General features: G+C 71.3%; 20 protein-coding genes. 7 read left to right on the top strand and 13 right to left on the bottom strand.

All coding sequences use genetic code 11. The annotated features are described in order from the left end of the window. Positions 1-4: 4 nt before the first annotated feature. Together OG992_RS22125 and OG992_RS22120 are read right to left on the bottom strand one after the other, a co-directional pair. A complete protein-coding gene (locus OG992_RS22125) occupies positions 5-1096 on the bottom strand; it encodes a peptidoglycan-binding domain-containing protein (RefSeq protein WP_266304195.1) in 1092 nt (363 codons plus the stop codon). Beyond that, positions 1093-1605, bottom strand: a complete 513-nt coding sequence (locus OG992_RS22120; protein ID WP_266304194.1) for a hypothetical protein — start codon at positions 1603-1605, stop codon at positions 1093-1095. Before OG992_RS22120 ends, OG992_RS22125 begins: the two co-directional genes overlap by 4 nt. A gap of 141 nt (positions 1606-1746) precedes the next feature. Here OG992_RS22120 and OG992_RS22115 point away from each other — a divergent pair, with 141 nt between their 5' ends. Both OG992_RS22115 and OG992_RS22110 read left to right on the top strand, forming a co-directional pair. Beyond that, on the top strand, positions 1747-2403 hold the full coding sequence (locus OG992_RS22115; RefSeq protein WP_181518658.1) for a response regulator transcription factor: 657 nt from the start codon (positions 1747-1749) through the stop codon (positions 2401-2403). Beyond that, positions 2400-3554, top strand: coding sequence for a HAMP domain-containing sensor histidine kinase (locus tag OG992_RS22110; protein ID WP_266304193.1), 1155 nt, complete (start codon positions 2400-2402; stop codon positions 3552-3554). The genes OG992_RS22115 and OG992_RS22110 overlap by 4 nt, the downstream gene beginning before the upstream one ends. 14 nt (positions 3555-3568) lie before the next feature. On the opposite strand, the gene OG992_RS22105 is transcribed toward OG992_RS22110, so the two are convergent. The 4 genes from OG992_RS22105 to OG992_RS22090 form a co-directional block, all read right to left on the bottom strand. Further along, entirely contained in the window at positions 3569-4015 is a 447-nt protein-coding gene (locus OG992_RS22105; RefSeq protein ID WP_266305254.1) for a nucleoside deaminase, read from the bottom strand. A 145-nt stretch (positions 4016-4160) separates the two neighbouring features. Then, the gene (locus tag OG992_RS22100; protein ID WP_238684860.1) at positions 4161-4688 is read right to left on the bottom strand and encodes a tRNA adenosine deaminase-associated protein; all 528 of its coding nucleotides are present in this window, start codon (positions 4686-4688) and stop codon (positions 4161-4163) included. A gap of 117 nt (positions 4689-4805) precedes the next feature. Then, positions 4806-4973, bottom strand: coding sequence for a hypothetical protein (locus tag OG992_RS22095; RefSeq protein ID WP_167362451.1), 168 nt, complete (start codon positions 4971-4973; stop codon positions 4806-4808). Positions 4974-5084: 111 nt separating this feature from the next. Continuing rightward, complete coding sequence (locus OG992_RS22090; RefSeq protein WP_238684876.1) at positions 5085-5423, bottom strand: hypothetical protein; 339 nt, start codon at positions 5421-5423, stop codon at positions 5085-5087. Positions 5424-5538: 115 nt separating this feature from the next. Here OG992_RS22090 and OG992_RS22085 point away from each other — a divergent pair, with 115 nt between their 5' ends. Together OG992_RS22085 and OG992_RS22080 are read left to right on the top strand one after the other, a co-directional pair. Next, a complete protein-coding gene (locus tag OG992_RS22085; RefSeq protein WP_266304192.1) occupies positions 5539-6300 on the top strand; it encodes a M23 family metallopeptidase in 762 nt (253 codons plus the stop codon). Between the two features lies 1 nt (position 6301). After that, positions 6302-7375, top strand: coding sequence for a PHP domain-containing protein (locus OG992_RS22080; RefSeq protein WP_266304191.1), 1074 nt, complete (start codon positions 6302-6304; stop codon positions 7373-7375). Between the two features lie 30 nt (positions 7376-7405). On the opposite strand, the gene OG992_RS22075 is transcribed toward OG992_RS22080, so the two are convergent. Continuing rightward, positions 7406-8386, bottom strand: a complete 981-nt coding sequence (locus tag OG992_RS22075) for a DMT family transporter (RefSeq protein WP_266304190.1) — start codon at positions 8384-8386, stop codon at positions 7406-7408. A gap of 130 nt (positions 8387-8516) precedes the next feature. Between OG992_RS22075 and OG992_RS22070 the strand changes: the two genes are divergently transcribed. Beyond that, positions 8517-10187 (top strand): DUF885 domain-containing protein, encoded by a 1671-nt coding sequence (locus OG992_RS22070; protein ID WP_238684864.1) that lies wholly within the window; start codon positions 8517-8519, stop codon positions 10185-10187. Positions 10188-10307: 120 nt separating this feature from the next. Here OG992_RS22070 and OG992_RS22065 read toward each other — a convergent pair whose 3' ends face one another. The 3 genes from OG992_RS22065 to OG992_RS22055 form a co-directional block, all read right to left on the bottom strand. Then, the gene (locus tag OG992_RS22065) at positions 10308-11789 is read right to left on the bottom strand and encodes a DUF6114 domain-containing protein (RefSeq protein ID WP_266304189.1); all 1482 of its coding nucleotides are present in this window, start codon (positions 11787-11789) and stop codon (positions 10308-10310) included. A gap of 92 nt (positions 11790-11881) precedes the next feature. Continuing rightward, complete coding sequence (locus OG992_RS22060) at positions 11882-12505, bottom strand: DUF6230 family protein (RefSeq protein WP_266304188.1); 624 nt, start codon at positions 12503-12505, stop codon at positions 11882-11884. 395 nt (positions 12506-12900) lie between these two features. After that, positions 12901-14097, bottom strand: coding sequence for a DUF3068 domain-containing protein (locus OG992_RS22055; protein WP_238684866.1), 1197 nt, complete (start codon positions 14095-14097; stop codon positions 12901-12903). A gap of 111 nt (positions 14098-14208) precedes the next feature. Here OG992_RS22055 and OG992_RS22050 point away from each other — a divergent pair, with 111 nt between their 5' ends. Further along, positions 14209-15474, top strand: coding sequence for an acyltransferase (locus OG992_RS22050; RefSeq protein WP_266304187.1), 1266 nt, complete (start codon positions 14209-14211; stop codon positions 15472-15474). Positions 15475-15583: 109 nt separating this feature from the next. Next, entirely contained in the window at positions 15584-16762 is a 1179-nt protein-coding gene (locus OG992_RS22045; protein ID WP_266305253.1) for a glycosyltransferase family 4 protein, read from the top strand. On the opposite strand, the gene OG992_RS22040 is transcribed toward OG992_RS22045, so the two are convergent. From OG992_RS22040 to OG992_RS22030, 3 genes are read right to left on the bottom strand one after another with little or no spacing between them, the layout of a single operon-like run. Then, positions 16747-16941: a hypothetical protein gene (locus tag OG992_RS22040; RefSeq protein WP_112589285.1), complete on the bottom strand. Its 195-nt coding sequence runs from the start codon at positions 16939-16941 to the stop codon at positions 16747-16749. The genes OG992_RS22045 and OG992_RS22040 overlap by 16 nt on opposite strands. A 35-nt stretch (positions 16942-16976) precedes the next feature. Then, a complete protein-coding gene (locus OG992_RS22035; RefSeq protein ID WP_266304186.1) occupies positions 16977-18722 on the bottom strand; it encodes a hypothetical protein in 1746 nt (581 codons plus the stop codon). Continuing rightward, positions 18723-20609: a hypothetical protein gene (locus OG992_RS22030; protein WP_266304185.1), complete on the bottom strand. Its 1887-nt coding sequence runs from the start codon at positions 20607-20609 to the stop codon at positions 18723-18725. Positions 20610-20711 lie beyond the last annotated feature (102 nt).

Below are 20711 nucleotides of genomic sequence, written 5' to 3'. Positions count from 1 at the left end.
CCGCTCACGTCGGCACCACCACCGTCGTGCCCTCGGTGAGGCCCGTACCAGTGACCTCCACCCGACCGTCCGCGAACAATCCGGTGGTCACCGCGAGGACTCGGCTCGCGTCGCCCTCGGCGACCTGGACGCCGTAGCCGCCCTCGGCCAGCGCCAACAGGGCCGCCACCGGCACGGTGAGCACGTCGCGGCGCTCCGAGACGGTGAACGTGACGTCCGCGCTGGCCTTGTCGAAGCCGGTCAGGGCCTTCGGGTCGGTCACCGCGACTGTCACCTCGATCTTCGTCTCGGCGTCGCCGGCCTGCCCGTTGGCTCCGGTCGCACCGGCCTGGACGACAGTCTCGACAGCGCTGATCGTGCCCGCCACCGACCGGCCGTCCGGCAACCGCACGGTGACCTTCGCGTCGCGCTTGGCCAACCGCTGGTCGTCCACGTCCAACTCGACGGTGACGACCCGGCTGGTGCCGGTGTACGTCAGCACGGCCTGCCCAGGCTGGGTGAGATCGCCGACGTCGACCTGGTGGCCCTCCACCCGGACCTCCCGGTCGGCGTACACGACCCGCCCCGGCTCGACCCGACCGGTCTCGGTCAGGCCCAGGTCCTCCTGCCAGTCCCGCACGGCGTCCGCTGTCGCGCCGGTGTACTCGTCGTCGACAGTGAAGCCGGTATAACCCAGCGCCTCGAGGTTCCGCTCGAACTGCGCGACGTCCGGCCCCTCCACCCCGGGGGCGAGGGTCCGGTACGCGGGCAACCCGCCGTAGAGCAGCACCACCTCCTCGTTGTCGACCAGGTAGAGCGCCTTGCCCCGCCGTACCGTCGAACCGGTGGCCGTCAGCGCGGTGACGGTGCCGTTGAGCTTCGCCGTGGCGGTACGCGTCGCGCCGTACCCCAGCTCGCCGTCCGCGGTCTCCGAGTCGGCGAGGGTCTGCCGGGTGACAGTGGCGGTGGCGGGTGGTGCGCTGCCGGCCTGGGCGCGGCCCCCGTCAGCGCCGCCGCCGAAGCCCACAGCGGCGACCACGCCCACGGCGGCGACAAGCAGGACGACGCCGCCGGTGACGGCGGCGCGCAGCCGCGAGCGTCGGATGGTGCCGGTCACCGGCCAGCCCCGAACTGCGGCGCGTGCTGCCGGCACTTCTCCAGCGCGGCCTTCATGGCCGGGTCGCCGATGTTGATCGCGTTGCCGCCCGTCCCGATGCGGACCCGCCCGTCGGCGTCCGGGTCCGGGAAGTCCGGCACCCCGTTCTCCCGCATGCACTTGGCCAGCGTCCGCATCTGCTCGGCCTGCTCGGGGTCGAGCTGCGGTCCCTGCCCGCCGTTGGGCAGCTTGTCCTGGCACTTCTCCATGGCCGCCTGGACCTTCTGCTGATCCACGTCCGCACCGAACCGGAAGCCGGGACGGCCACCCGGCTCCGGGTCGGGCATGTCCACCCCGTTCTCCCGCATGCACCGGGCGAAGGCGAGTTGCCGCTCCGAGTCGCTGACCGGCGTGCCGCTCGCCGTGGCCTCGGCCTTCGCCCCACCGGCGGTCGCGACCCCGCCGCCGTCGTCGCCTCCCGCGCCGCACCCGGACAGCGCCAGGGCGAGCAGGACGGGGATCGCAAGCATCTGTCGTCGCATGGTGTCCGCTTCCGCTCAGGTCCGGCACGGTTCGCCGAACGTGACACCCAGTGCACGGCAGCGGACGTTTCCCCGGCGTTACCGTCGGCGGTTATGCCGGCGTTACCGCACCCCGAGCACCATGGAGGGGTGAGAGTGCTGGTGGTCGAGGACGAGAACGTGCTGGCGGACGCCATCGCCGAGTGGCTGCGCCGGGAGTCGTTCGCCGTCGACGTGGCGTACGACGGGGACGCCGCGTTGGAACGGCTCGGCGTCAACGAGTACGCGGTGGTGGTCCTGGACCGGGACCTGCCGGTGGTGCACGGCGACGACGTGTGCCGGGCGATCGTGGACGCGGGCGGGGAGACCCGGGTGCTGATGTTGACAGCGTCGGCGGCGGTCCGGGAGCGGGTGGCGGGATTGGCGCTCGGCGCCGACGACTACCTGACCAAGCCGTTCGCCCTGGTCGAGCTGTCGGCCCGGGTGCACGCGCTGACCCGCCGGTCCCGCCCGGCGGCGCCTCCGACGCTGCGTCGCGCCGGCATCCAGCTCGACCCGGCCCGACACGAGGTACGCCGGGACGACCGGCACGTGGCGCTGTCCCGCAAGGAGTTCGCGGTGCTGGCCGAGCTGTTGCGCGCCGACGGCGCTGTGGTCTCCGCCGAGGACCTGCTGGAACGCGCCTGGGACGAGCACATCGACCCGTTCACCAACGTGGTCCGGGTGACAGTCATGAAGCTGCGCCGCAAACTCGGCGACCCACCGGTGATCGAGACGGTCCCCGGTGCGGGGTACCAGATCCGATGAAACGCCTCACGATCCGCGCCCGGCTCACCCTCATCTACGGTGGGCTCTTCCTGTTGGCCGGCGTGGTCCTGCTCGCCGTCACGTACGTGCTGGTGGATCAGCGGATGGCGCAGCCGTTCGGGGTGAAACTACGCGACCTGCCGAAGACCGCTCCCACGACGCCCAGCGGGCAGAACGTCGACAACCTGCGCGCCCTGTTGCAGGAGGTGCAGGACGAGGCGAAGCGCAACGCGTTGGAGTCGCTGCTCACCCAGGGCGGCATCGCGTTGATCGTGGTGTCGACGGTGGCGATCGCGTTCGGCTGGTTGCTCGCCGGTCGGGCGTTGCAGCCACTGCTCCAGATCACCGGCACGGCCCGCCGGATCGCCGGCGCGGACACCGCCGGTCGTGGTCTGCACGAGCGGATCGCGCTCACCGGCCCTCCCGACGAGGTACGCGAACTCGCCGACACCTTCGACGAGATGCTGGAACGGCTGGACCGTTCCTTCGACGGGCAGCGCCGGTTCGTGGCGAACGCCTCGCACGAGCTGCGTACGCCGCTGGCGCTCAACCGCGCCCTGGTGGAGCTGGCGATCACCCGCCCGGACGCTTCGGAGGAGACCCGGCGACTGGGCGAGTCGCTTCTGGCGGTGAACGAACGCCACGAGCGGCTGATCGACGGTCTGCTGACCCTGGCCGACTCGGAGAACGAACTGACCGAGCGTACGCCTGTCGACCTGGCCGAAGTCTGCGCGCACACTACCGACCAGGCCGGGAAGCAGGCACCCGACGTACGGGTTCGGCGGGCCCTGGCTCCGGCGCCGACCAGCGGCGACCCGGTGCTGTTGGAGCGGCTCACGTTCAACCTGGTGGAGAACGCGTTGCGCCACAACCTGCCCGCCGACGGTTGGGTGGAGGTGCGCACCGGGCTGGTCGACGGCCGGCCCACCCTCACCGTGACAAACACCGGCCCGGTCATCCCCGGCTACGACGTCGAGACGATGTTCCAGCCCTTCCGACGGCTGTCGCGGGAGCGGGTCGTCGGCGCGCGGGGCTTCGGGCTGGGGTTGTCCATCGTCCGCGCGGTGGCCCGGGCCCACGGCGGCACCGCCGAGGCGCAGCCCCGCCCGGACGGCGGTCTGATCGTCACCGTCACAGTGCCGCCAGTCTGACCGGCCGCCCGGTCTCAGCGGAAGAACGCGCGCAGGACGGTGGCGGTCTCGGCCTCCAGCACCCCGCCGTAGACCTCGGGGCGGTGGTTGAGCCGACGGTCCCGCAGCACGTCCCAGAGCGATCCGGCCGCGCCGGTCTTGGGCTCCCACGCGCCGAACACGACTGTGGAGACCCGGGCCAGCACCAGCGCCCCGGCGCACATGGTGCACGGTTCGAGGGTGACCACCAGGGTGCAGCCGTCCAGTCGCCACCGGCCGGTGCGCTCGGCGCCTCGGCGCAGGGCCAGCACCTCGGCGTGGGCGGTGGGGTCGCCGGTCAGCTCCCGCTCGTTGCGTCCGGTGGCCAACTCGGTGCCGTCCGGCCCGTAGAGCACCGCACCCACCGGCACGTCGTCGACGTCGGTGCTGACCGCGTCGTCGACGGACGGACCGGCGACGGCGATCTCCAGGGCACGGCGCATCCACAGCTCGTGCCGCTGTCGTCGGCCGACCTCGCCCAGGTCGGCCAGGCCCTCGTGGGCGCCGGGCCCGGCGCGGCCCACAGCTCCGGGGGTCGGCTGGCCTGGTCGGATCGACTCCAGCGACGGATCGGTGGCGTCGGCCGGCTCAGACCTCACGCAGCTCCTCGACCTCGTCGGCGCAGCCGAGCACCTGGCAGATCTCGACTGTGACGTCCGCCGGCATCATCCCCTCGTGGGTGCAGAGGGTCAGCAGCTTCTGCGCGGAGATGCCCAGGTTGGCCAGCAGGTCGGCGTCACCGACCGGGTCTGCCTCCGGGTCGACGACGGGCTGCTCGCTCTCCTCGTCGCCGGTGCTCACCGGGCGTGGCTCGTCGTCACCGTCGAGCCCGGTGACCGAGGTCTTCAGGTCACCGACCAGCAGCGACCCGAGCTGCGACTCCTCGGCGTACGCGGAGTCCGAACCGAACACCCGCAGGTCCTCGCCCTCGTCGAGGCGCAGGATCACCAGGTACGCGTCATCGGCCTCGACGAAGAGCAGCGACACGTCGGCCTCCTGGTCGACGTCACGCAGCCGGTCGGCAACCTCGTCGATGTCGGTGGCGCCACGCAGGCTGACCTCGGCGGCGGTCCAGCCACTGTCGTCGCGCACCACGGCCGCAGCGAAGTACGACACGGTCCCCCCAATAGCCCTCGACACAGCGTCGACTCGTTACGCGTGCACGTTAGCCGGTCGGGTCGGCAGGCGACCCGTCAACGCCCCGAAGGGCGGGTCATTCCTGACAAAGTCGGATCAGCCAACGACTCGACGGCGGGTGGCGATGAGCTGGCGCAGACGCTCGGTGCGCTGCCGCTGCGGTCGGCTGCGCTGGCGGACCGCCCGGGCGCCCGCCAACTCGGCCAGCAACTGCAGTCGACGGCGATTGCGATCGGGATCCTGCCGGGGAGTGGTCCAGGCCATGGTCCCGAGCGTGCCGAGTCTCGGCGGCCACGTCAAGACGGCGTTCGCTACGCAGCCAACCGGGCACACGGTGCAGTCACCGAGCGCCGTTTCGGGGCCCGTCCGCGCCGGTCACCACAGCGGCCAGTCACCACTGGTGGCCCAGCGGACCGCCACCACGGCGGCGGCGATGCTCCACCCACCCGCCGTGACGATGGCGACCCCGGTGGCCACCCCTCGGTCGCCAAAGCGGACCAGCACCAGGGCGGTGGCCCAGGCCAGCAGGCCGGCGAACACCGTCCACCGCGCGTAGCTGGCCACGTCGGTGCCGAGCAGGCCGAACAGCAGCAGCCAACCGGCCGCCGCGCCGCCACCGGTGGCGACACCACCGCCGGTGACCGGGTGCGGCTCGCGGTAGGTGGGCCGCGTCGGCGGCCCGGAGGGGAAGAGACCCGACGGGGTACGCGGCATCGGGCGGACGGCACCGAAATCCGGGCCACTGTCGGGTCGGGCAATGGTCACCGTCGCTGCCCTCCTTCACGCGTGCCGCTCGTGCCCACGGTACCGGCTCTGCCAGGATGACCGGATGTCCTCGCCGACGATCAGCCGCCGCGCTCGTCCGGTGTACCCGATCCTGCTGCTGCTCGCCCCGGTGCTGGCCGCCGGCTGTGCGACCACCCGGCCGGGGGTGCCCGACGGCGCCGCGCCGACGCCACCGTCGGTCTGGGCGACCGCCGACCAGCCGGCGTCGCAGCCTCCCGCTCCGACGGCGACCGACCCGAGCCCTCCGGCGCCGTCGTCGGCCAGGCCGTCGGCGACGGCACCCCGCACTGGGCTGAAGCACGTCTTTCCGGTACGCGCCGACAACGTCGACTACCACCCGACGCACGGGGCGTACCCGGGGACGGATCTCTTCGCCGACTGCGGCAAGCCGTTCGTGGCGGTCACCGACGGGACGGTGTTGGAGGTGAGCCGCGTGGACCGGTACCGCAAGCGTGGACCGCAGGGCCCGAACAACGGCGGCCTGTCGGTAGCACTGCTCGGCGACGACGGGGTGCGCTACTACGGCTCGCACCTGAGTGTGGTGACCAGCGGAGTCGACGCCGGGGTGCGGGTCCGCGCCGGGCAGCAGCTCGGCAAGGTGGGCCGCACCGGCAACGCGAACAACGTGTGTCATGTGCACTTCGGCATTTCGCCGGCGTGCGCGGGCAAGGACGGCTGGTGGATCCGGCGTGGGGTGATCTGGCCGGCGCGTTACCTGGACTCCTGGCGGCGCGGCGGCAACCGGGAGCCAGCCGCCGAGGTCACCGCGTGGCAACGCAGGCACGGCTGCCCGAAGGCGCCCTGACATGGCTCGCGCGAGAGATCCCATCGCCGACCTGCGCCGGATCGCGTTCCTGTTGGAACGGGCGAACGAGGCCACCTACCGGGTGCGCGCGTTCCGGTCGGCGGCGAAGGCGCTGGCCGGCCTGCCTGCGGCCGAGCTGACCGAACGGGCCGGCAACGGCACGCTCACCGAACTCGCCGGTGTCGGTGACGTCACGGCCCGCTGCGTGGCGGAGTCCCTCGCCGGTGAGGAACCGGTCTACCTCCGCCGGCTGGTGGCGACCGAGGGCAGCGACCTGGACGCCGAGGCCACGGCGCTCCGCGCCGCCCTGCGCGGCGACTGTCACACCCACTCGGACTGGTCCGACGGCGGCTCACCCATCGAGGAGATGGCGCTGGCCGCTGTGGAGTTGGGCCACGAGTACCTGGTGCTGACCGACCACTCGCCTCGGCTGACGGTGGCCCGAGGGCTGACCGCGGAGCGGCTGCGCCGGCAGCTCGACCACGTGGCGCAGGTCAACGCGGCGCTGCCCGAGGGTTTCCGGATCCTCACCGGGATCGAGGTGGACATCCTCGCCGACGGCTCCCTGGACCAGGACGACGACCTGTTGGCGCGGCTCGACGTGGTGGTCGGGTCGGTGCACAGCGGCCTGAAGGACGAGCGGTCGAAGATGACCCGGCGCATGCTGAAGGCGGTCGCCAACCCGCACCTGGACATCCTCGGTCACGTCACCGGCCGGATGGTGTCGTCCCGCCCGGCCGGGGTGACCGGTCCGGGCGATCGGGGGCACCGCGCGCGTACCCGGGCGGAGAGCGACTTCGACGCGGACGCCGTCTTCGCCGCCTGCGCCGAGCACGACACCGCCGTCGAGATCAACTCTCGGCCGGAGCGGCAGGACCCGCCGAAGCGCCTGATCCGCCGCGCCCTGGAGGCTGGCTGCCGTTTCGCCATCAACACCGACGCGCACGCGCCCGGCCAACTCGACTGGCAACGATTCGGCTGTGAGCGCGCCGCCCTCTGCGGCGTCCCCGCCGACCGCGTGATCAACACCTGGTCGGCAGAGCAACTGGTGGCCTGGACGCACAACCGCACGTGACCAGCCCGGCGCTGATCGAGCGGCGGTCTGTCAGCGGCGGGCGAGTTCGGCGGCGAGTGTGGCCGGAGCGCCGACACCGACGACCGGGCTGCTCCGGCGGCGACCGAACATCCCCTGCGAGACCGCGACCCCGAGCAACACGATCAGCGCGCCGACCGGTTGGTGCCAGTTGAGGCGTTCGTCGAGCGCCAGAGCACCGATCAGCACCGCGAAGATCGGAATCACGTACGTGACCGTGGACGCGGTGCTCGCGCCGGCCAGCCGGATGTTGCGCATGTTGATCACGAACGCGAGCCCGGTGCCGAGCGCGCCGAGGGCCAGCACACTTGCCACTACCCCCGCCGACAGTTCGCTGGGCAGCGGCGGCAGGCCGGCGACGAAGGGGGAGACGATGGCCAGCTGCGCGGCGGCGAGCAGCAGTTGCGCTGTGGAGAGCGACAGACCCGAGTACGCGCTGCCGGCGACGAACCGCTTCTGGTACGGAATGGACACGCCGTAGCAGGCCGCCGCACCGAAGCACATGAGCTGCCCGGTGAAGTGCGCCCCGCCGATGCCCTCCCAGACTCCGAGCACCACCAGCACCCCGACGAAGCCCAGCCCGAGCCCGACCGCGCGGCGCACTGTGAGCCGCTCGGTGCGGAAGACCAGCACCGCCAGCGGCAGCACGATCAACGGCGTGGTGGCGTTCCAGATGCCGGCCAGCATCGACTCGACCCGCTGCTCGCCGTAGCCGAAGAGGGTGAACGGCACTGCCACACCGAAGGCGGCGACGACCGTCAGGTGCGCCCAGACCCGGGGCTCGCGGGGCAGCCGGTCGCGCAGCACGGCAAGGACCACGAGAAGTGTCAACGCGCCGGCGACGACCCGGTAGAGGGTGAGTTGGACCGGGTGCAGCTCGGCCACCCCGACCTTGATGAAGAGGAAGCTGGAACCCCAGATCGCGGCGAGGGCGACAAAGCCGGGCAGCCAGGCGCGGACCGGTGCCTTGTCAGGAGTGGTATCGGTGGTCACCCCTGACACTCTGCCGCAACCGTGCGACAAAGTCGCGCGCCTTTCGGCCGTCACGCCGCACCTGAAACCGCAGCTCCAACACGACAAACGTCGGCGACACGGGGGTGGGGTGGTCACGTAGGGTCGCAGCGTGGGACGAATTGATGAACTCGCCAACCGCTACGTGGCCGAGTGGGCGCCGTTGAGCCCCACCGGCGCCACCTTCGTCGGCATCGCCGGCCATGACGACCAGCTCGACGACCTCTCGCCCGACGGCTACGGGGCGCGCGCGGACCTCACCCGCCGGACCCTCGCCGAACTGGAGGTGACGGAGCCGGAGACCGAATCGGAACGGACCGCCAAGGAGGCCATGCAGGAACGACTCGGCTTGGACCTCGCCCGGTACGACGCCGGCGAGGTGACCAGCGAGGTCAGCGTGATCACCAGCGGGCTGCACGAGATCCGCATGGTGTTCGACCTGATGCCCACCGCCACCAGCGACGACCAGGCCAACATCGCCGCCCGGCTCAACGGCTTCGGCGCCGCCCTGGAGGGCTACAAGACCACGCTGCGTGAGGCGCTCGCCGCCGGTGAGGTCAGCTCGAAGGTGCAGCTGGTCGAGGTGGCCAAGCAGTGCGACATCTGGGTCGACCCGACCGGTGACAACTTCTTCCACGGGCTGGTCGAGCGGCTCGGGGCGGATGGCACGCTCGGCTCGGAACTGCGTAGGGGTGCGGCGGCGGCGACCGCGGCGACCGCCGAGTTCGGCCAGTTCCTGCGTACCGAGCTGGCCCCGCACGGGCGGGACAAGCAGGCCGCCGGCCGGGAGCGCTACGAACTCGCCTCGCAGTACTTCCTCGGTGCCAAGGTCGACCTGGACGAGACGTACGCCTGGGGCTTCGCGGAGCTGGCCCGCCTGGAGGCGGAGATGCGGGTCGTGGCGGGGCGCATCGCCGGCTCCGGTGCCACAGTCGACGAGGCCGTGACCAAGCTGGACGCCGACCCGGCCCGGACCATCCAGGGCAAGGAGGCATTCCGGGACTGGATGCAGGCGCTGGCCGACAAGGCGATCACCGAGCTGCACGGCACCCACTTCGACATCCCTGAGCAGGTCCGCCGTATCGAGTGCTGCCTCGCGCCGACCAGCGACGGGGCCATCTACTACACCGGCCCGAGTGAGGATTTTTCCCGCCCCGGTCGCATGTGGTGGGCGGTGCCGCAGGGCATCAGCGACTTCTCCACCTGGCGAGAGGTGACAACGGTCTACCACGAGGGCGTGCCGGGTCACCATCTCCAGGTGGCGCAGACCGCCGTCCGGGCCGACCTGCTCAACCGTTGGCAGCGGCTGCTCTGCTGGGTCTCCGGGCACGGTGAGGGCTGGGCGCTCTACTCGGAGCGGCTGATGGACGAACTGGGCTACCTGGAGGATCCGGGCGACAAGCTGGGCATGCTCGACGGCCAGGCGATGCGCGCGGCACGGGTGATCGTGGACATCGGCATGCACCTGGAGCTGGAGATCCCGAAGGACAATCCGTTCGGTTTCCACCCGGGCGAACGGTGGACGCCCGAACTGGGCTGGGAGTTCATGCGGGCGCACTGCCGGGTCCCGGACGAGAACCTGCGCTTCGAGCTGAACCGCTACCTGGGTTGGCCGGGGCAGGCGCCGTCGTACAAGGTGGGTGAGCGGATCTGGCTCCAGGCCCGCGAGGACGCGAAGGCCCGCAAGGGCGCCGATTTCGACCTGCGGGAGTTCCACAGGCAGGCGTTGGACCTGGGTGCGCTGGGTCTCGACCCGCTGCGCCGGGCGCTGGCCCGACTCTGACCGCGCGGTGGCTGCGCGCGCCGACGGTACGACGAGTCCGTCGCCGCGCGCGGCCACGCCCGCGCCGAGGCTGCTCGCGCCACGAACGCCGCACCCCGAGGCCGCTCTGCGGCTGTGCGCTCAGCCGAGGGTGAGTGCCAACGCCGGGCGGGCGGTCAGCGTGTCGCTGGTGACGTACGCCAGGTCGATGGCGGGGTCGGTGAACGTGATCGGGATGGGCGAGGTGATCGGAAGGCCGTCCGGTAGCGGCAGATCCGGGGTCAGCGTGATCTTGATGCCGAGCAGTCGGCCGACGAACCGGGTCGCGTAGAAGGCCACGTCTCCCCGCACTGTCAACTGGCTGGTCGCGTACCTCTGGTTGCGCCCTGCGGGGCCGTCGGCCCGCAGCAGGAAGTCGGCGGTCACCGCCTCCCGCATGCTGAACTTCAGCACCTTGAGGTCGCCCTTCACGGTGTGCAGGTCCGTGACCCCGTCGAACCGCAGCCCGGTCATCCGCACCGACGACCCGCTGAGCTTCGACGGCGTCTGGGCCACCGTCGGCAGGCCCGGATCGGCGGCGATCCGCGGCAGGAGCTTGCCCGGCTGCACCGTGCCCGGCCTCCCGGGTGCCGGTGTGCCGGGTTTACCCGGGGTCGGCTTGCCCGGGGGCTGCGACGGGCAGTCGGTGGGGCCGGGGCGGGGCGTCGCCGTGCTGGTCGGCCGGGCTGTCGGCGTGGCGGTGGGACGTACCGAGGGCGCGGGGTCCGCTCGGTCTCCAATGCCGAGCAGATCGCCGATCCCGTCCAGGATGTCGGTGATCACGTTGCCGCCCCGCGCCGGGCTCGGGGTGGGCGTCGGCATCGGCGCGCTGCGACTGGGCGACGGGGTGACGGCCCGGGGCGGGGTGGGGCAGCCGGTCGAGGCCGGTCGGTTCGGTGCTGCCTGCACCGCTCGGGGCTGGCTGGCCAGGCCGACGGCCGCCAGGCCGAGGACCACGAGAGCGATGGCGAAGGCTCGCGGATCAGCCGAACGTCCCGGCCACTCGGGCGGCGCACCCTCGTCGGACGCTCCGCCCGCCGGATGATCGGCCCGTACGGCACCGTCCTGCTCGGCGCCGCCACTGTCGGATCCGTCGGCGTCACCATCAGCCAGGCCGACGCCGGCCAGGCCGGCGCCGCCCTGGTCGTCGCCGTTCTGCTCGATCTCGGCCTGTTGCGGGGTGGGTGGTGTGGGGTGGATCGGGGTCCAGGCGAAGGCGAGCGCGCTGCCGACGATGCCGAGCAGCAGACCGACGAAGAAGCCGCCCAGGTTGAGCCCGATCAGCGAGTACACGGCGGTGACCGCCGCGACGACCGAGTAGAACAGCCGCTGCGCCGGGGTGATCCAGAGCAGCAGGCCACAGGTCACCAGGATGATCGGGATGAGCAGCGAGAGCAGACCGGTCGCGCCGCTGTGGAAGCTGAGACCGTTGAGGGTCATCCGGGTGGAGGCGAACATCTCCAGCCCGGCCAGGGCGATGAGCAGTCCGCCCCAGAACGGCCGGCTGCGCTGCCAGCGGCGGAAGAGCCGCCACGCCTGAGCCGGACCACCGGGCCGGGCGTGGGACGGGTTCGCGGTTGTCACGTACTCCTCCTGGCCGAGCGGGGACGGGACCGAGCGGGAACGGGGGCCTGGGCCCGGCCCGCGGTGCTGACCACCGCGGGCCTGGGCTCAGCTCAGAAGCACTCCTTGCCCTTGGCGTCGTCACCCACGTTGACCTTGAGTCGGAGGCCGACCAGGTTGAACGTGGCCGCCGTGGTGTAGCGGGACACCTGTTGCAGGTTGGTGATGGTGACGTGCTCGGAGTTCTGGCCGAACGAGCCGGCCTGGGCAGTCGGGTTCAGGTCGGTGGCGTCCCGACCGATCCTGATGTTGGTGAAGGTCGCGTTGCCGTTCAAGGAGTCCATCGCGATCAGCAGGTCCTTGGCGCGGGCGGGTTCCTTGCCCTCGCCGGCGTTGATGGTGAGCACCACCGGCAGGCCCGGCAGGTCGGCGCGGACGGACTGGCAGAGGCTGTACAACTCGGCGCTGCTGATCTCGGAGAGGGCGATCGGGTGGACCTGACCGGACTTCCCGTCCTTGCCCTTCTCGCGGACGATGCCCCCGTACTGCTTGAAGCCGTCGCCCTCCAGGCGGTCGGCGCCGATCTTGAACGTCTGCCCGGAGACCGTGATGTCGGACGCGATCGCGCCTGTCGACATTCCGAAGAGGATGGCGCCGGCAGCCGCCGTGGCGGGCACCATCATGGCGGCGAAGCGCCGCCATCGGGTACGACCCTGACTGTCCAACCGATCCTGCACGGGTTCCTCCTCGGGTCGATGCGCGCGAGTGGCCGGTGTTGAGCGGGCGGTCCGCACTGGGAGCCCGCGTTCTGTTACCGGCTGGTAACCATCGGGCTTGATGGTGCACCCGTTGCGGCGCAGGTCACAACCCCCTGATTACCGGGCGGTAACAGTCGGGCGACCACGTGGAGGCAAGACATCACGACAAGTGAACGAATTCGTCCCGGCAACCCCCATCTATGTCCACAAGTCAGGCGCACGACGGTGGTTTGATCAACGCAACGTGACTCCACATTGACTAATTACAATCTAATAACAAATGTAAAGTACGCAGGTCGTACGGGTTGCCACATGACCGAGGGGCGGACCGCGTCGCGGCCCACCCCTCGGTCGTACGTCCGGTCGTACGCGCGTCAGCGCTGCTCCACCTCGCCCGGAGCCGGCCGCTGGGTCGGCACGGTCGGGTCCTCCGACTTCCAGTTGGTCGAAGCCGGCGGAATCTCGTCGGACAGTGGCCCGCCGACCGGCTGCGGCCTGGGCTGCTCGACGGTGTCCGTGTCGCGCACCGGCTCCTGGTCCACCCGGGTCGGCGTCGGGTCGTCGACCGCCGGCTCGGCGCGGTGCCGGGCCGTTCCACCCTCGGGTCGGGTCACCAGCCACACACCGAAGACGACAGCGATCAGACCGAGGACACCAGCGACGATCGGGCCCCAGAAACTGATCAGGCCGATCTTGAAGCGGTTTTCCTTCACCGTCTCGACACTGCGGCTGACAGTGTCGTCGGTGTAGTTGAAGTCCGCGTCCAACAGCACAGTGGGGGTGCCGGTGTTGGGGCGCAACTCCTTGTGCTGCTGCTCCCGCACGTTCACGTAGGAGCCGGTGACCGGGTCCACCCAGAGCGTACGGATGTTGCTGTAGACGACCTGGCCGCTGGTGGCGCCCGGTGCGAACTTGCCGACCAGCGTCTGGAGGCTGCTCTCCGGGGTGGCCAGCACCTCGTTCTCGATCCGCTGCTCGAAGCGGTACGCCTCGATGCCCTTGATCTTCTCGGTGCCGACGAACTTGGCCGGGACGGCCCGCTTGAGGTCACGGTCGAAGACCTGGTAGTCGCGCTTGGCGGTGCCGAACGGGAACTTGTAGATCTGGCCGGTGTACTTCACGTTGCCGACCGGAGTCCCGTCCGCCCCGGTCTCATTGAGCCACTGGTCCTTCCACGAGGCGGCCGCACCGGAGATCCGGTAGAGAGCGAGTTCGGTGCTGTACTGGCTGACCACGTCCTGGTTGTCAGTGCGCCGGACCGTCTGGTAGACGTCCCAGATCACCGCGTCGCCCTTGAGGTCCTCGGGCAGGCGATCCTTGGTGTCGTCGGGCTGTGGGATGACCTCCACGTTGGACACCAGATCGCCCTGCGGAACCTCGATGCTCACCGAGCTGCCGGTGGCCGTGATCTTCAGGAACCTGGCGTTCTTCGCCTCGGCGACGGACGTCGTTGGCTCAAGATCGTAGGGGAGCTTGGTCACGGCGGGGGCCACATAAAACGGCAGCCCGGCCGCGAAGACCAGCAATAAGACGCCAAGCCCGAAGAGCGCGGCGCCCACGCGAAGCTTCACTCATCCTCCTGTAACCTGCCGCCCTACGACCTGTTGTCCGGGGCACCCGATCCTTAACATGGCGGGAGGTTACTCCCCGGTCACCTTCAAAGCGACCCCCTGGATGTCCAGATGTCCACAGCCGCCGCGCCAACAGTTTCGGAGCCTTCGGTAACCGGCCGACTTCCCGCCCTCGACGCGCTGCGAGCAATCGGCGCGGTGGCGGTCGTCGGTCACCACGTCGGGTTCCAGACCGCCGTCACCATGAACACCACCTGGGGCGGCTGGCTGGCTCGACTGGACGTCGGCGTCGCCATCTTCTTCGTACTGTCCGGGTTCCTGCTGTTCAGGCCGTGGGCGCTCAACGCCGCGACGGGCCGGGCTCGACCCCGCGCCAAGCGCTACCTGTGGCGGCGGGCTCTGCGCATCCTGCCCGCCTACTGGTTGGCGGTCGCGGTCTGCCTGGTCGTCCTGCCGCAGAACGGGCAGGCGTCCGTCGGCGACTGGATCCGGCACCTCACCTTCAGCCAGATCTACCAACCCGGGCAGTTGCGCGCCGGGCTCAGCCAGACCTGGAGTCTCGCCACCGAGGTCGTGTTCTACCTGATCCTGCCGCTGGTCGCCGTGCTCGCCGTCGGCCGGTCCTGGCGTCCGGTCCGGACCATCCTGATCGTCAGCGGAAGCGCGCTGCTGACAGCGGGATGGCTCACCCTGATGGGGCTCGGCTGGCTCGACGCCGCCCTGCACACCATGTGGTTCCCCTCGTACGCCGCCTGGTTCGGCACCGGCATGGCACTGGCGGCGGCGCACGTCGCCCTACGCACCGGGACCGCGCCCGCGGCCTTCCGGGTCCTGGACGACCTGGCCTCGGCGCCGGTCACCTGCTGGGCCGCCGCCGTCGGCCTGATGGCGATCGCGACGACACCCGTCGCCGGTCCCCGCGACCTCACCGAGCCGTCGGCCGCCGAGTTCGGCGTCAAGCTGGCCCTCTACCTCGTGATCGCGGCGCTGATCCTGATCCCGGTGGCCTTCGGCGGGCCGAGCCGGGCCAAGGAGATCTTCGGCAGCTCGTCCGCCCGGTGGCTCGGCACGGTCTCGTACGGGCTGTTCCTGTGGCACCCCATGGTCATCGAACTCATCTATCTGGTCGACGACCGACAGCTGTTCACCGGCGGGCTGCTCAACACCTTCGCCCTCACCATGGCCTTCGGTCTGGTGTACGCCGCGGTCAGCTACTACGGCGTCGAGCGGCCCCTGCAAATGCTCGGGTCGCAGGGTCGGCGCCGACCCACCGGGCGTGGGCGGACGTCCGGGCCCCCCGCCACCGACGTGGCCGTACCGGCCACCACGCCGCCGACCGTCGCGGCCGGCACTCCGGTGCCAACGGTCGGCGGGTAGCGCCCAGCGCTGGCCCATCGGGGCATTGCCGGCCGGCACACCAGCCCCTAATGTGACGCGGGTCGCTAAATTACTTGAGAGTAGGGTTCGCGTGGAGCGTCGCTTCGGCATGCCCGGACACGTGTTGTTCCTCAACTGGCGAGACACCCGCAACCCCGAGGGCGGCGGTTCCGAGGTCTACGTCGAACGGATCGCCGCCGAGCTGGTGGCGCGCGGATTCCGCGCCACTCTCTTCTGCGCCGCCCACAGTCAGGCACCCGCCGACGAGGTCAACGAAGCCGGCGTACGGCTGGTGCGGCGCGGCGGCCGGCACAGCGTCTACCTCTGGGCGGCACTCTGTTACGTCGTCGGCGCGCTGGGCATCGGCCCACTGGCGGCCCGCCGCGGCGGCCGGCCCGACGTCCTGGTCGACGTCTGCAACGGGTTGCCGTTCCTCGCCCCGCTGTGGTCACGACGCCCGGTGGTCAAGCTGATCCACCACGTGCACCGCGAGCAGTGGCCGGTGGTGCTTCCGAAGTGGGCTGCCCGGTTCGGCTGGTGGATCGAGTCGTCGCTCGCCATACGCGTCTACCAGCGGTGCCGGTACGTCACCGTCTCCGAGGCGACCCGCCGAGAGCTGGCTGTGCTGGGCGTGCCGACGGAGCAGGTCTCCGTGGTGCACAACGGCACCCCGACGCTGCCCCACACCGACGCCGAACGGGCGAGGTTCCCGCTGCTCGTGACGCTGAACCGGCTGGTGCCCCACAAGCGGGTGGAGGTGGCGCTGCGAGCCGTCGCGGCCCTCGCCGACGAGCTGCCCCAACTACGTCTGGTCGTCGCCGGCCAGGGCTGGTGGGAGTCGCATCTGCGTGAACTCGCCGCGGAGCTGGACATCACCGAGCGGGTGGACTTCCGGGGCTTCGTGACCGAGGAGGAGAAGGCCGCCCTGCTCGCCTCGGCCTGGGTGGCCCTGACCCCGTCCCTCAAGGAGGGCTGGGGGCTCACGATCGTGGAGGCGGGGTCGGCGGGGACCCCGACTGTAGCGTTCCGGGGAGCGGGCGGAGTCGCCGAAGCGGTAGTCGACGGGCGTACCGGCCTGCTGGCCGACGACATCGACGACTACCTGATGAAGGTGCGCACGCTTCTGCGCCGGGATGAGCTGCGGCGGGAGATGGGCGCCCAGGCCCGGGAGCACGCGGCAAGTTTCACCTGGCAGGCCGCGGGTGGGCGCTTCGAGGCGATCCTCAAGGGTGTGGAGTCGCCCCGCCCAGTGCAGCAGCGGGGCGAGCCGTCCTACCTGTCGCCGTAAACCGCTGGGGCGTACGGGTCTTTCTTACCGGCGCGCTTGGCCGCCTCCGAGACGAGCTTGGCCTCACTCGCGGCCTCCTCGTCGGTGGCGGTCGCGGCGGCCGAGATCCCGCCGAGAGCCAGGATCCCCAGCAACGCCGCCACCAGGCCAGACACGACCAGGGTCAGAGCTCTACGCATGCCAATCCTCCAATGGCGAGACGTGCGAGCGGACGTTACCACGCGGTAGCTCGCCGGTGTAGTGCCGAAACGGCGGCAGCGATGACCACCAGAAGGGCAGCGCTGAGGGCCGCTACCACCGCCAGTCGGGCGGGCCCGGACCCGCCCGATTCCCGCACTGTGGCCGGGTTGCGGTACAGCGTCAGGAACGGTCCGTCGTGGACGCGTTCCAGGCCGCCGAGCACCTGAGAGTCGACCTCGCCGGAGACCTCGCGCTGCACCAGGACCCAGCGCACCCCGGTGGTCCAGACCGGCCGCCCCTCGGCCAGCGCCCGGCGCATCTCACGGACGCGCGGGTTCTCGCCAGCCACGGCGACGTCGCCGACCCGGAGCGTGTCATCGGTCACGACCGTCCCCGGCAGATAGCGGGGTGCCGGGTCCAGGACGACCCGACCAGGGTTCCACTGGTACGCCCGGTAGGCGCTCAGCGGCAACGCGAGGACCTCCCCCGGCTCCTCCTCGATGTGCTCGGCCACCCGCTGCCACTCCGTCGGATAGCTCACCGGCCGAAGCCGACCGGCGCCGCCGAACGCGAGGTCCGGCAGGACCGCCACCGGCAGGAACAGCAGCCCGACCAGGACCACCCCGGCCACCTCCCGGTCGATCCGGGCCACCAGCCGCTCGGCGCCCAACGCCGCGCACACCACCAGCAGCAGGGCGTACGGCGCCAGGAACTTCTGCCCATCTCGCAGCAGCCCCGCGCCGGGCAGGTGCACCACCGCCCAGCGCAGCGCGGCATCCCCACCGGGGAGCAGCCCGAAGGCGGCGAGCAGAAATCCGGTCCCGGCGAGCACCGCCAGTCGCGCCGCCCCACCCGGGGGCAGCCGGCGTCGCAGCAGGCCCGCACCGACACCGGCCAGGATCAGCAGCACGAGGGCCGCCACCGGCACCAGTGGTGCCGCGCGACTGGAGGGGGTGGCCTGCGCGCTCCAGATGCCACCGGTACCGGCCAGCGCCACCAGTGGGCCGGCCCAGTTCTCCGAACGCGCCGCGAACGCCGCCACCCCCGCCGGGTCCGAGGAACCCCCGGCACCGGTGACCAGCGCCGCGACCACCCAGGGGGCGTTGAGCACTCCGACCGCGGCCAACGCCTGCCGGGACCGGTGCGGATGCATCCGCTGCGACACCAGCAGCGACCGGGGCGCGAGCATCCGGTCCGACGTCAGCACCAGCACGGTGCCCAGCGCGATCAGACCGCCGGTCGGCGTGATGGCGGCGGGAGCGGCGGCGAGCACCACCCGGGCGAGCGCGCCGTCGCGCCCGGCCCGCAGGTCCAGCGCCGCCCGCACCAGCCAGGGCAGGGCGGCGTACGCGAGCAGCAGCCCCCACTGCCCGATCAGCAACCGCTCGGCGAGGTACGGCGTCCACGCGTACGCCACCGCGGCGAACAGCCGGACCGCCCGCCGTTCGGTCGGCACCAACCGGCCGGCGCCGACCGCCGCGAGGAAGACCGCCCCGGCGAGCGCGAGCCGCTGCACCACCCAGCCCGGCACGAGCTGGGTGACCAGCGAGACCAGCGCGTCCATCGGCACCGCCCGGGGCAGACTCTGCGCCGGGGCGACGAGATCCCAGGTCAACGGCTGCCGGGGTACGAACACCATGTCGTACAGCAACGCGTAGCCGGGTGCCGCCAGCGGGGCCAGCACCACAACGGTGACCGCCGCCGCTACCGCGTACAGCGACAGTGTGTCCCGCGCCCGCCGAACCGGTGCGGCCTCGACGCCGTCGGTCGGCTCAACCATTCACGACGCCGGCACCGCCCGGCCGACGGTGATCAACTCGGTGCACACTCCGACCCCTGGCGTCCGCACGGTGACCTCGACGGCGTCCCCCGCACCTTCCAGCAGGAAGAACAGGTCGTTCAACCCGCGTCGCAGGGTGATCTCACGTGTGGCGTCCCCGAGCCGGAACAGCGCTGTCGAGTCACCCGAGCTGAGGTAGCCGAAGTGCACCACGTACGGCCACTCCACCAGGTACCCGTCCAACGGGATCCGAGTGGGTTGCCCGCCCTGGGCCAGGTGCCCGCAACCGTCCACCGGGCCGGGCACGATCTTCCGTCCCTGAACCACTACCGGGCGGATCCGGCCGAGATCATCGAACGTCGACGGTCGCGCGGCCTCCGTCACGAAGGTGGGTCGACGCTCGGCCGGGCGGAAGAAGTGCGACTGGAGATTGTCCGGCCAGAAGTAACCGGCGATCACCCGGTCCGGGACGGCGGTGTCGAAGAAGACGGTGCCCGGCGGCGCCGCGGCGAGCTCGGCCTGCGTCGTCGCGAGATAGTCCCGCCCGTACTTCGTACTCCAGTTGTCCCCGAAACGGGCAGTGCTCCACAGGGTGCCCACGCCGATGGTCGCCAGGACGACGATCATCGAGACCAGGCCGACAGCGAACGCGCCCGGCTCCCGCAGGACCGTCGGCACCGGCCACGCCGACACCTCGTCCTCGTCGGTGTCCTTGATCCCCAGCAGGGCCGCGCCCACACAGATCGCCGCGACCAGCACCACGTCGGCGACGTACCGGGGGACGACGCCGACCAGTGGGCCGAGCGGCCCACCCAGCCGGGTGATGGCGAAGAGCGCGGCGACCAGGCCGAGGTAGGAGGTGAGCAGCAGCCAGGCCCGGCCGGCCGACGGACGCCGCCGGACGGTCACCACTACCAGCGTCGCCAGCGCCGCCCACGACAACCACTTGGCGATGTCGTACGGGTCGACGAGCGGGGGACCGTCACCGGCGTAGCTCCAGCGCCAGGGCCCTCCGAGCAGACCCGGCACCACTGTCTCGCCGACCAGGTCCCCGAGGAAGTTGAGGACCGGGCCGACGGACGAGGGCTCGTCCAGCTCGCGGGCGGCGGGCCGGGTCAGGTAGAACGCCAGGTATCCCCCCGACAGCGCGCTGAGCATCAGCCAGGCCGGCCAGTGCCGGCGGATCGCCGTCGCGAGGCTGCGCCACACGCCACCGGAGGTGAAGAGGAAGACCGTCAGCAGGAACAGCAGCGGCACGATCAGCAGGGACTTGGTGTCGAAGAGCAGGCCGAACACCAGCCACAGCGCGACCACCACGAGGTGCCGCAGGCGACCGGTCCGCACGTACCGGACCTGGGCTGCCACCGCCATGACCAGGGCCAACTGCATCGGCAACACGAGCAGCCCGACCAACCACAGCGAGGAGACCTCAAGCGTCAGCGGGCTGAACACGAACAGGCACAACGGAATGAGCAGGCCCCAGCTTGGCCGGAGCAGATCCCGCAACAGCCGGTAGACGGCGATCCCGGTCGCCGCCTGGCCAACCGCCAGCAGCAACACCCACGGCCAGGTGGCGAAGCCCGCCGCCCGCACCATCGCCCACGCCACCAACAGGCCGCCGGGCATGAGGTGGTTGTTGAACGTACGCAGGAGATAGTCCGCGTCCAGCCCGGTGTCGAGGACCTGGGCGGCGATGACGAACTCGTCCTGCGAGAACCAGCCACGGGTGGCGAGGCCGGCACGCCAGGCGACGGACACCGCGATGAGGGCGATCGCCACGGCGCGGACGGGGTCGGCGCGGAGCCATCGGCCGATCGGCCCGGGCCCGTCGCCGTCGGACGCGACGCGTTCCGGATGCGTCTCGGCCTCAGCTTCTGGCATTGACATGGTCGGCAGCCTGCCACACGCTTACACGCCGTGGGGACGGCCGTTCTCCCGATAACGCCACCGCAGCGCCCCTGGTCGCCCGTCCGTGCCCGGTCCGGATAA

The sequence above is a fragment of the Micromonospora sp. NBC_00362 genome, from assembly GCF_026342155.1.
Taxonomy (GTDB): domain Bacteria; phylum Actinomycetota; class Actinomycetes; order Mycobacteriales; family Micromonosporaceae; genus Micromonospora; species Micromonospora hortensis.
Note: the sequence above shows the minus strand (reverse complement) of the source record. Positions and strands in the feature narration are given on the sequence as shown.

Coding starts and splice junctions, on each gene's coding strand:
- OG992_RS22120 (WP_266304194.1), bottom strand. CDS start 1,605: ATGCTTGCGATCCCCGTCCTGCTCGCCCTGGCGCTGTCCGGGTGCGGC.
- OG992_RS22110 (WP_266304193.1), top strand. CDS start 2,400: ATGAAACGCCTCACGATCCGCGCCCGGCTCACCCTCATCTACGGTGGG.
- OG992_RS22105 (WP_266305254.1), bottom strand. CDS start 4,015: ATGCGCCGTGCCCTGGAGATCGCCGTCGCCGGTCCGTCCGTCGACGAC.
- OG992_RS22095 (WP_167362451.1), bottom strand. CDS start 4,973: ATGGCCTGGACCACTCCCCGGCAGGATCCCGATCGCAATCGCCGTCGA.
- OG992_RS22090 (WP_238684876.1), bottom strand. CDS start 5,423: ATGCCGCGTACCCCGTCGGGTCTCTTCCCCTCCGGGCCGCCGACGCGG.
- OG992_RS22085 (WP_266304192.1), top strand. CDS start 5,539: ATGTCCTCGCCGACGATCAGCCGCCGCGCTCGTCCGGTGTACCCGATC.
- OG992_RS22080 (WP_266304191.1), top strand. CDS start 6,302: ATGGCTCGCGCGAGAGATCCCATCGCCGACCTGCGCCGGATCGCGTTC.
- OG992_RS22050 (WP_266304187.1), top strand. CDS start 14,209: ATGTCCACAGCCGCCGCGCCAACAGTTTCGGAGCCTTCGGTAACCGGC.
- OG992_RS22045 (WP_266305253.1), top strand. CDS start 15,584: ATGCCCGGACACGTGTTGTTCCTCAACTGGCGAGACACCCGCAACCCC.
- OG992_RS22040 (WP_112589285.1), bottom strand. CDS start 16,941: ATGCGTAGAGCTCTGACCCTGGTCGTGTCTGGCCTGGTGGCGGCGTTG.
- OG992_RS22035 (WP_266304186.1), bottom strand. CDS start 18,722: ATGGTTGAGCCGACCGACGGCGTCGAGGCCGCACCGGTTCGGCGGGCG.
- OG992_RS22030 (WP_266304185.1), bottom strand. CDS start 20,609: ATGTCAATGCCAGAAGCTGAGGCCGAGACGCATCCGGAACGCGTCGCG.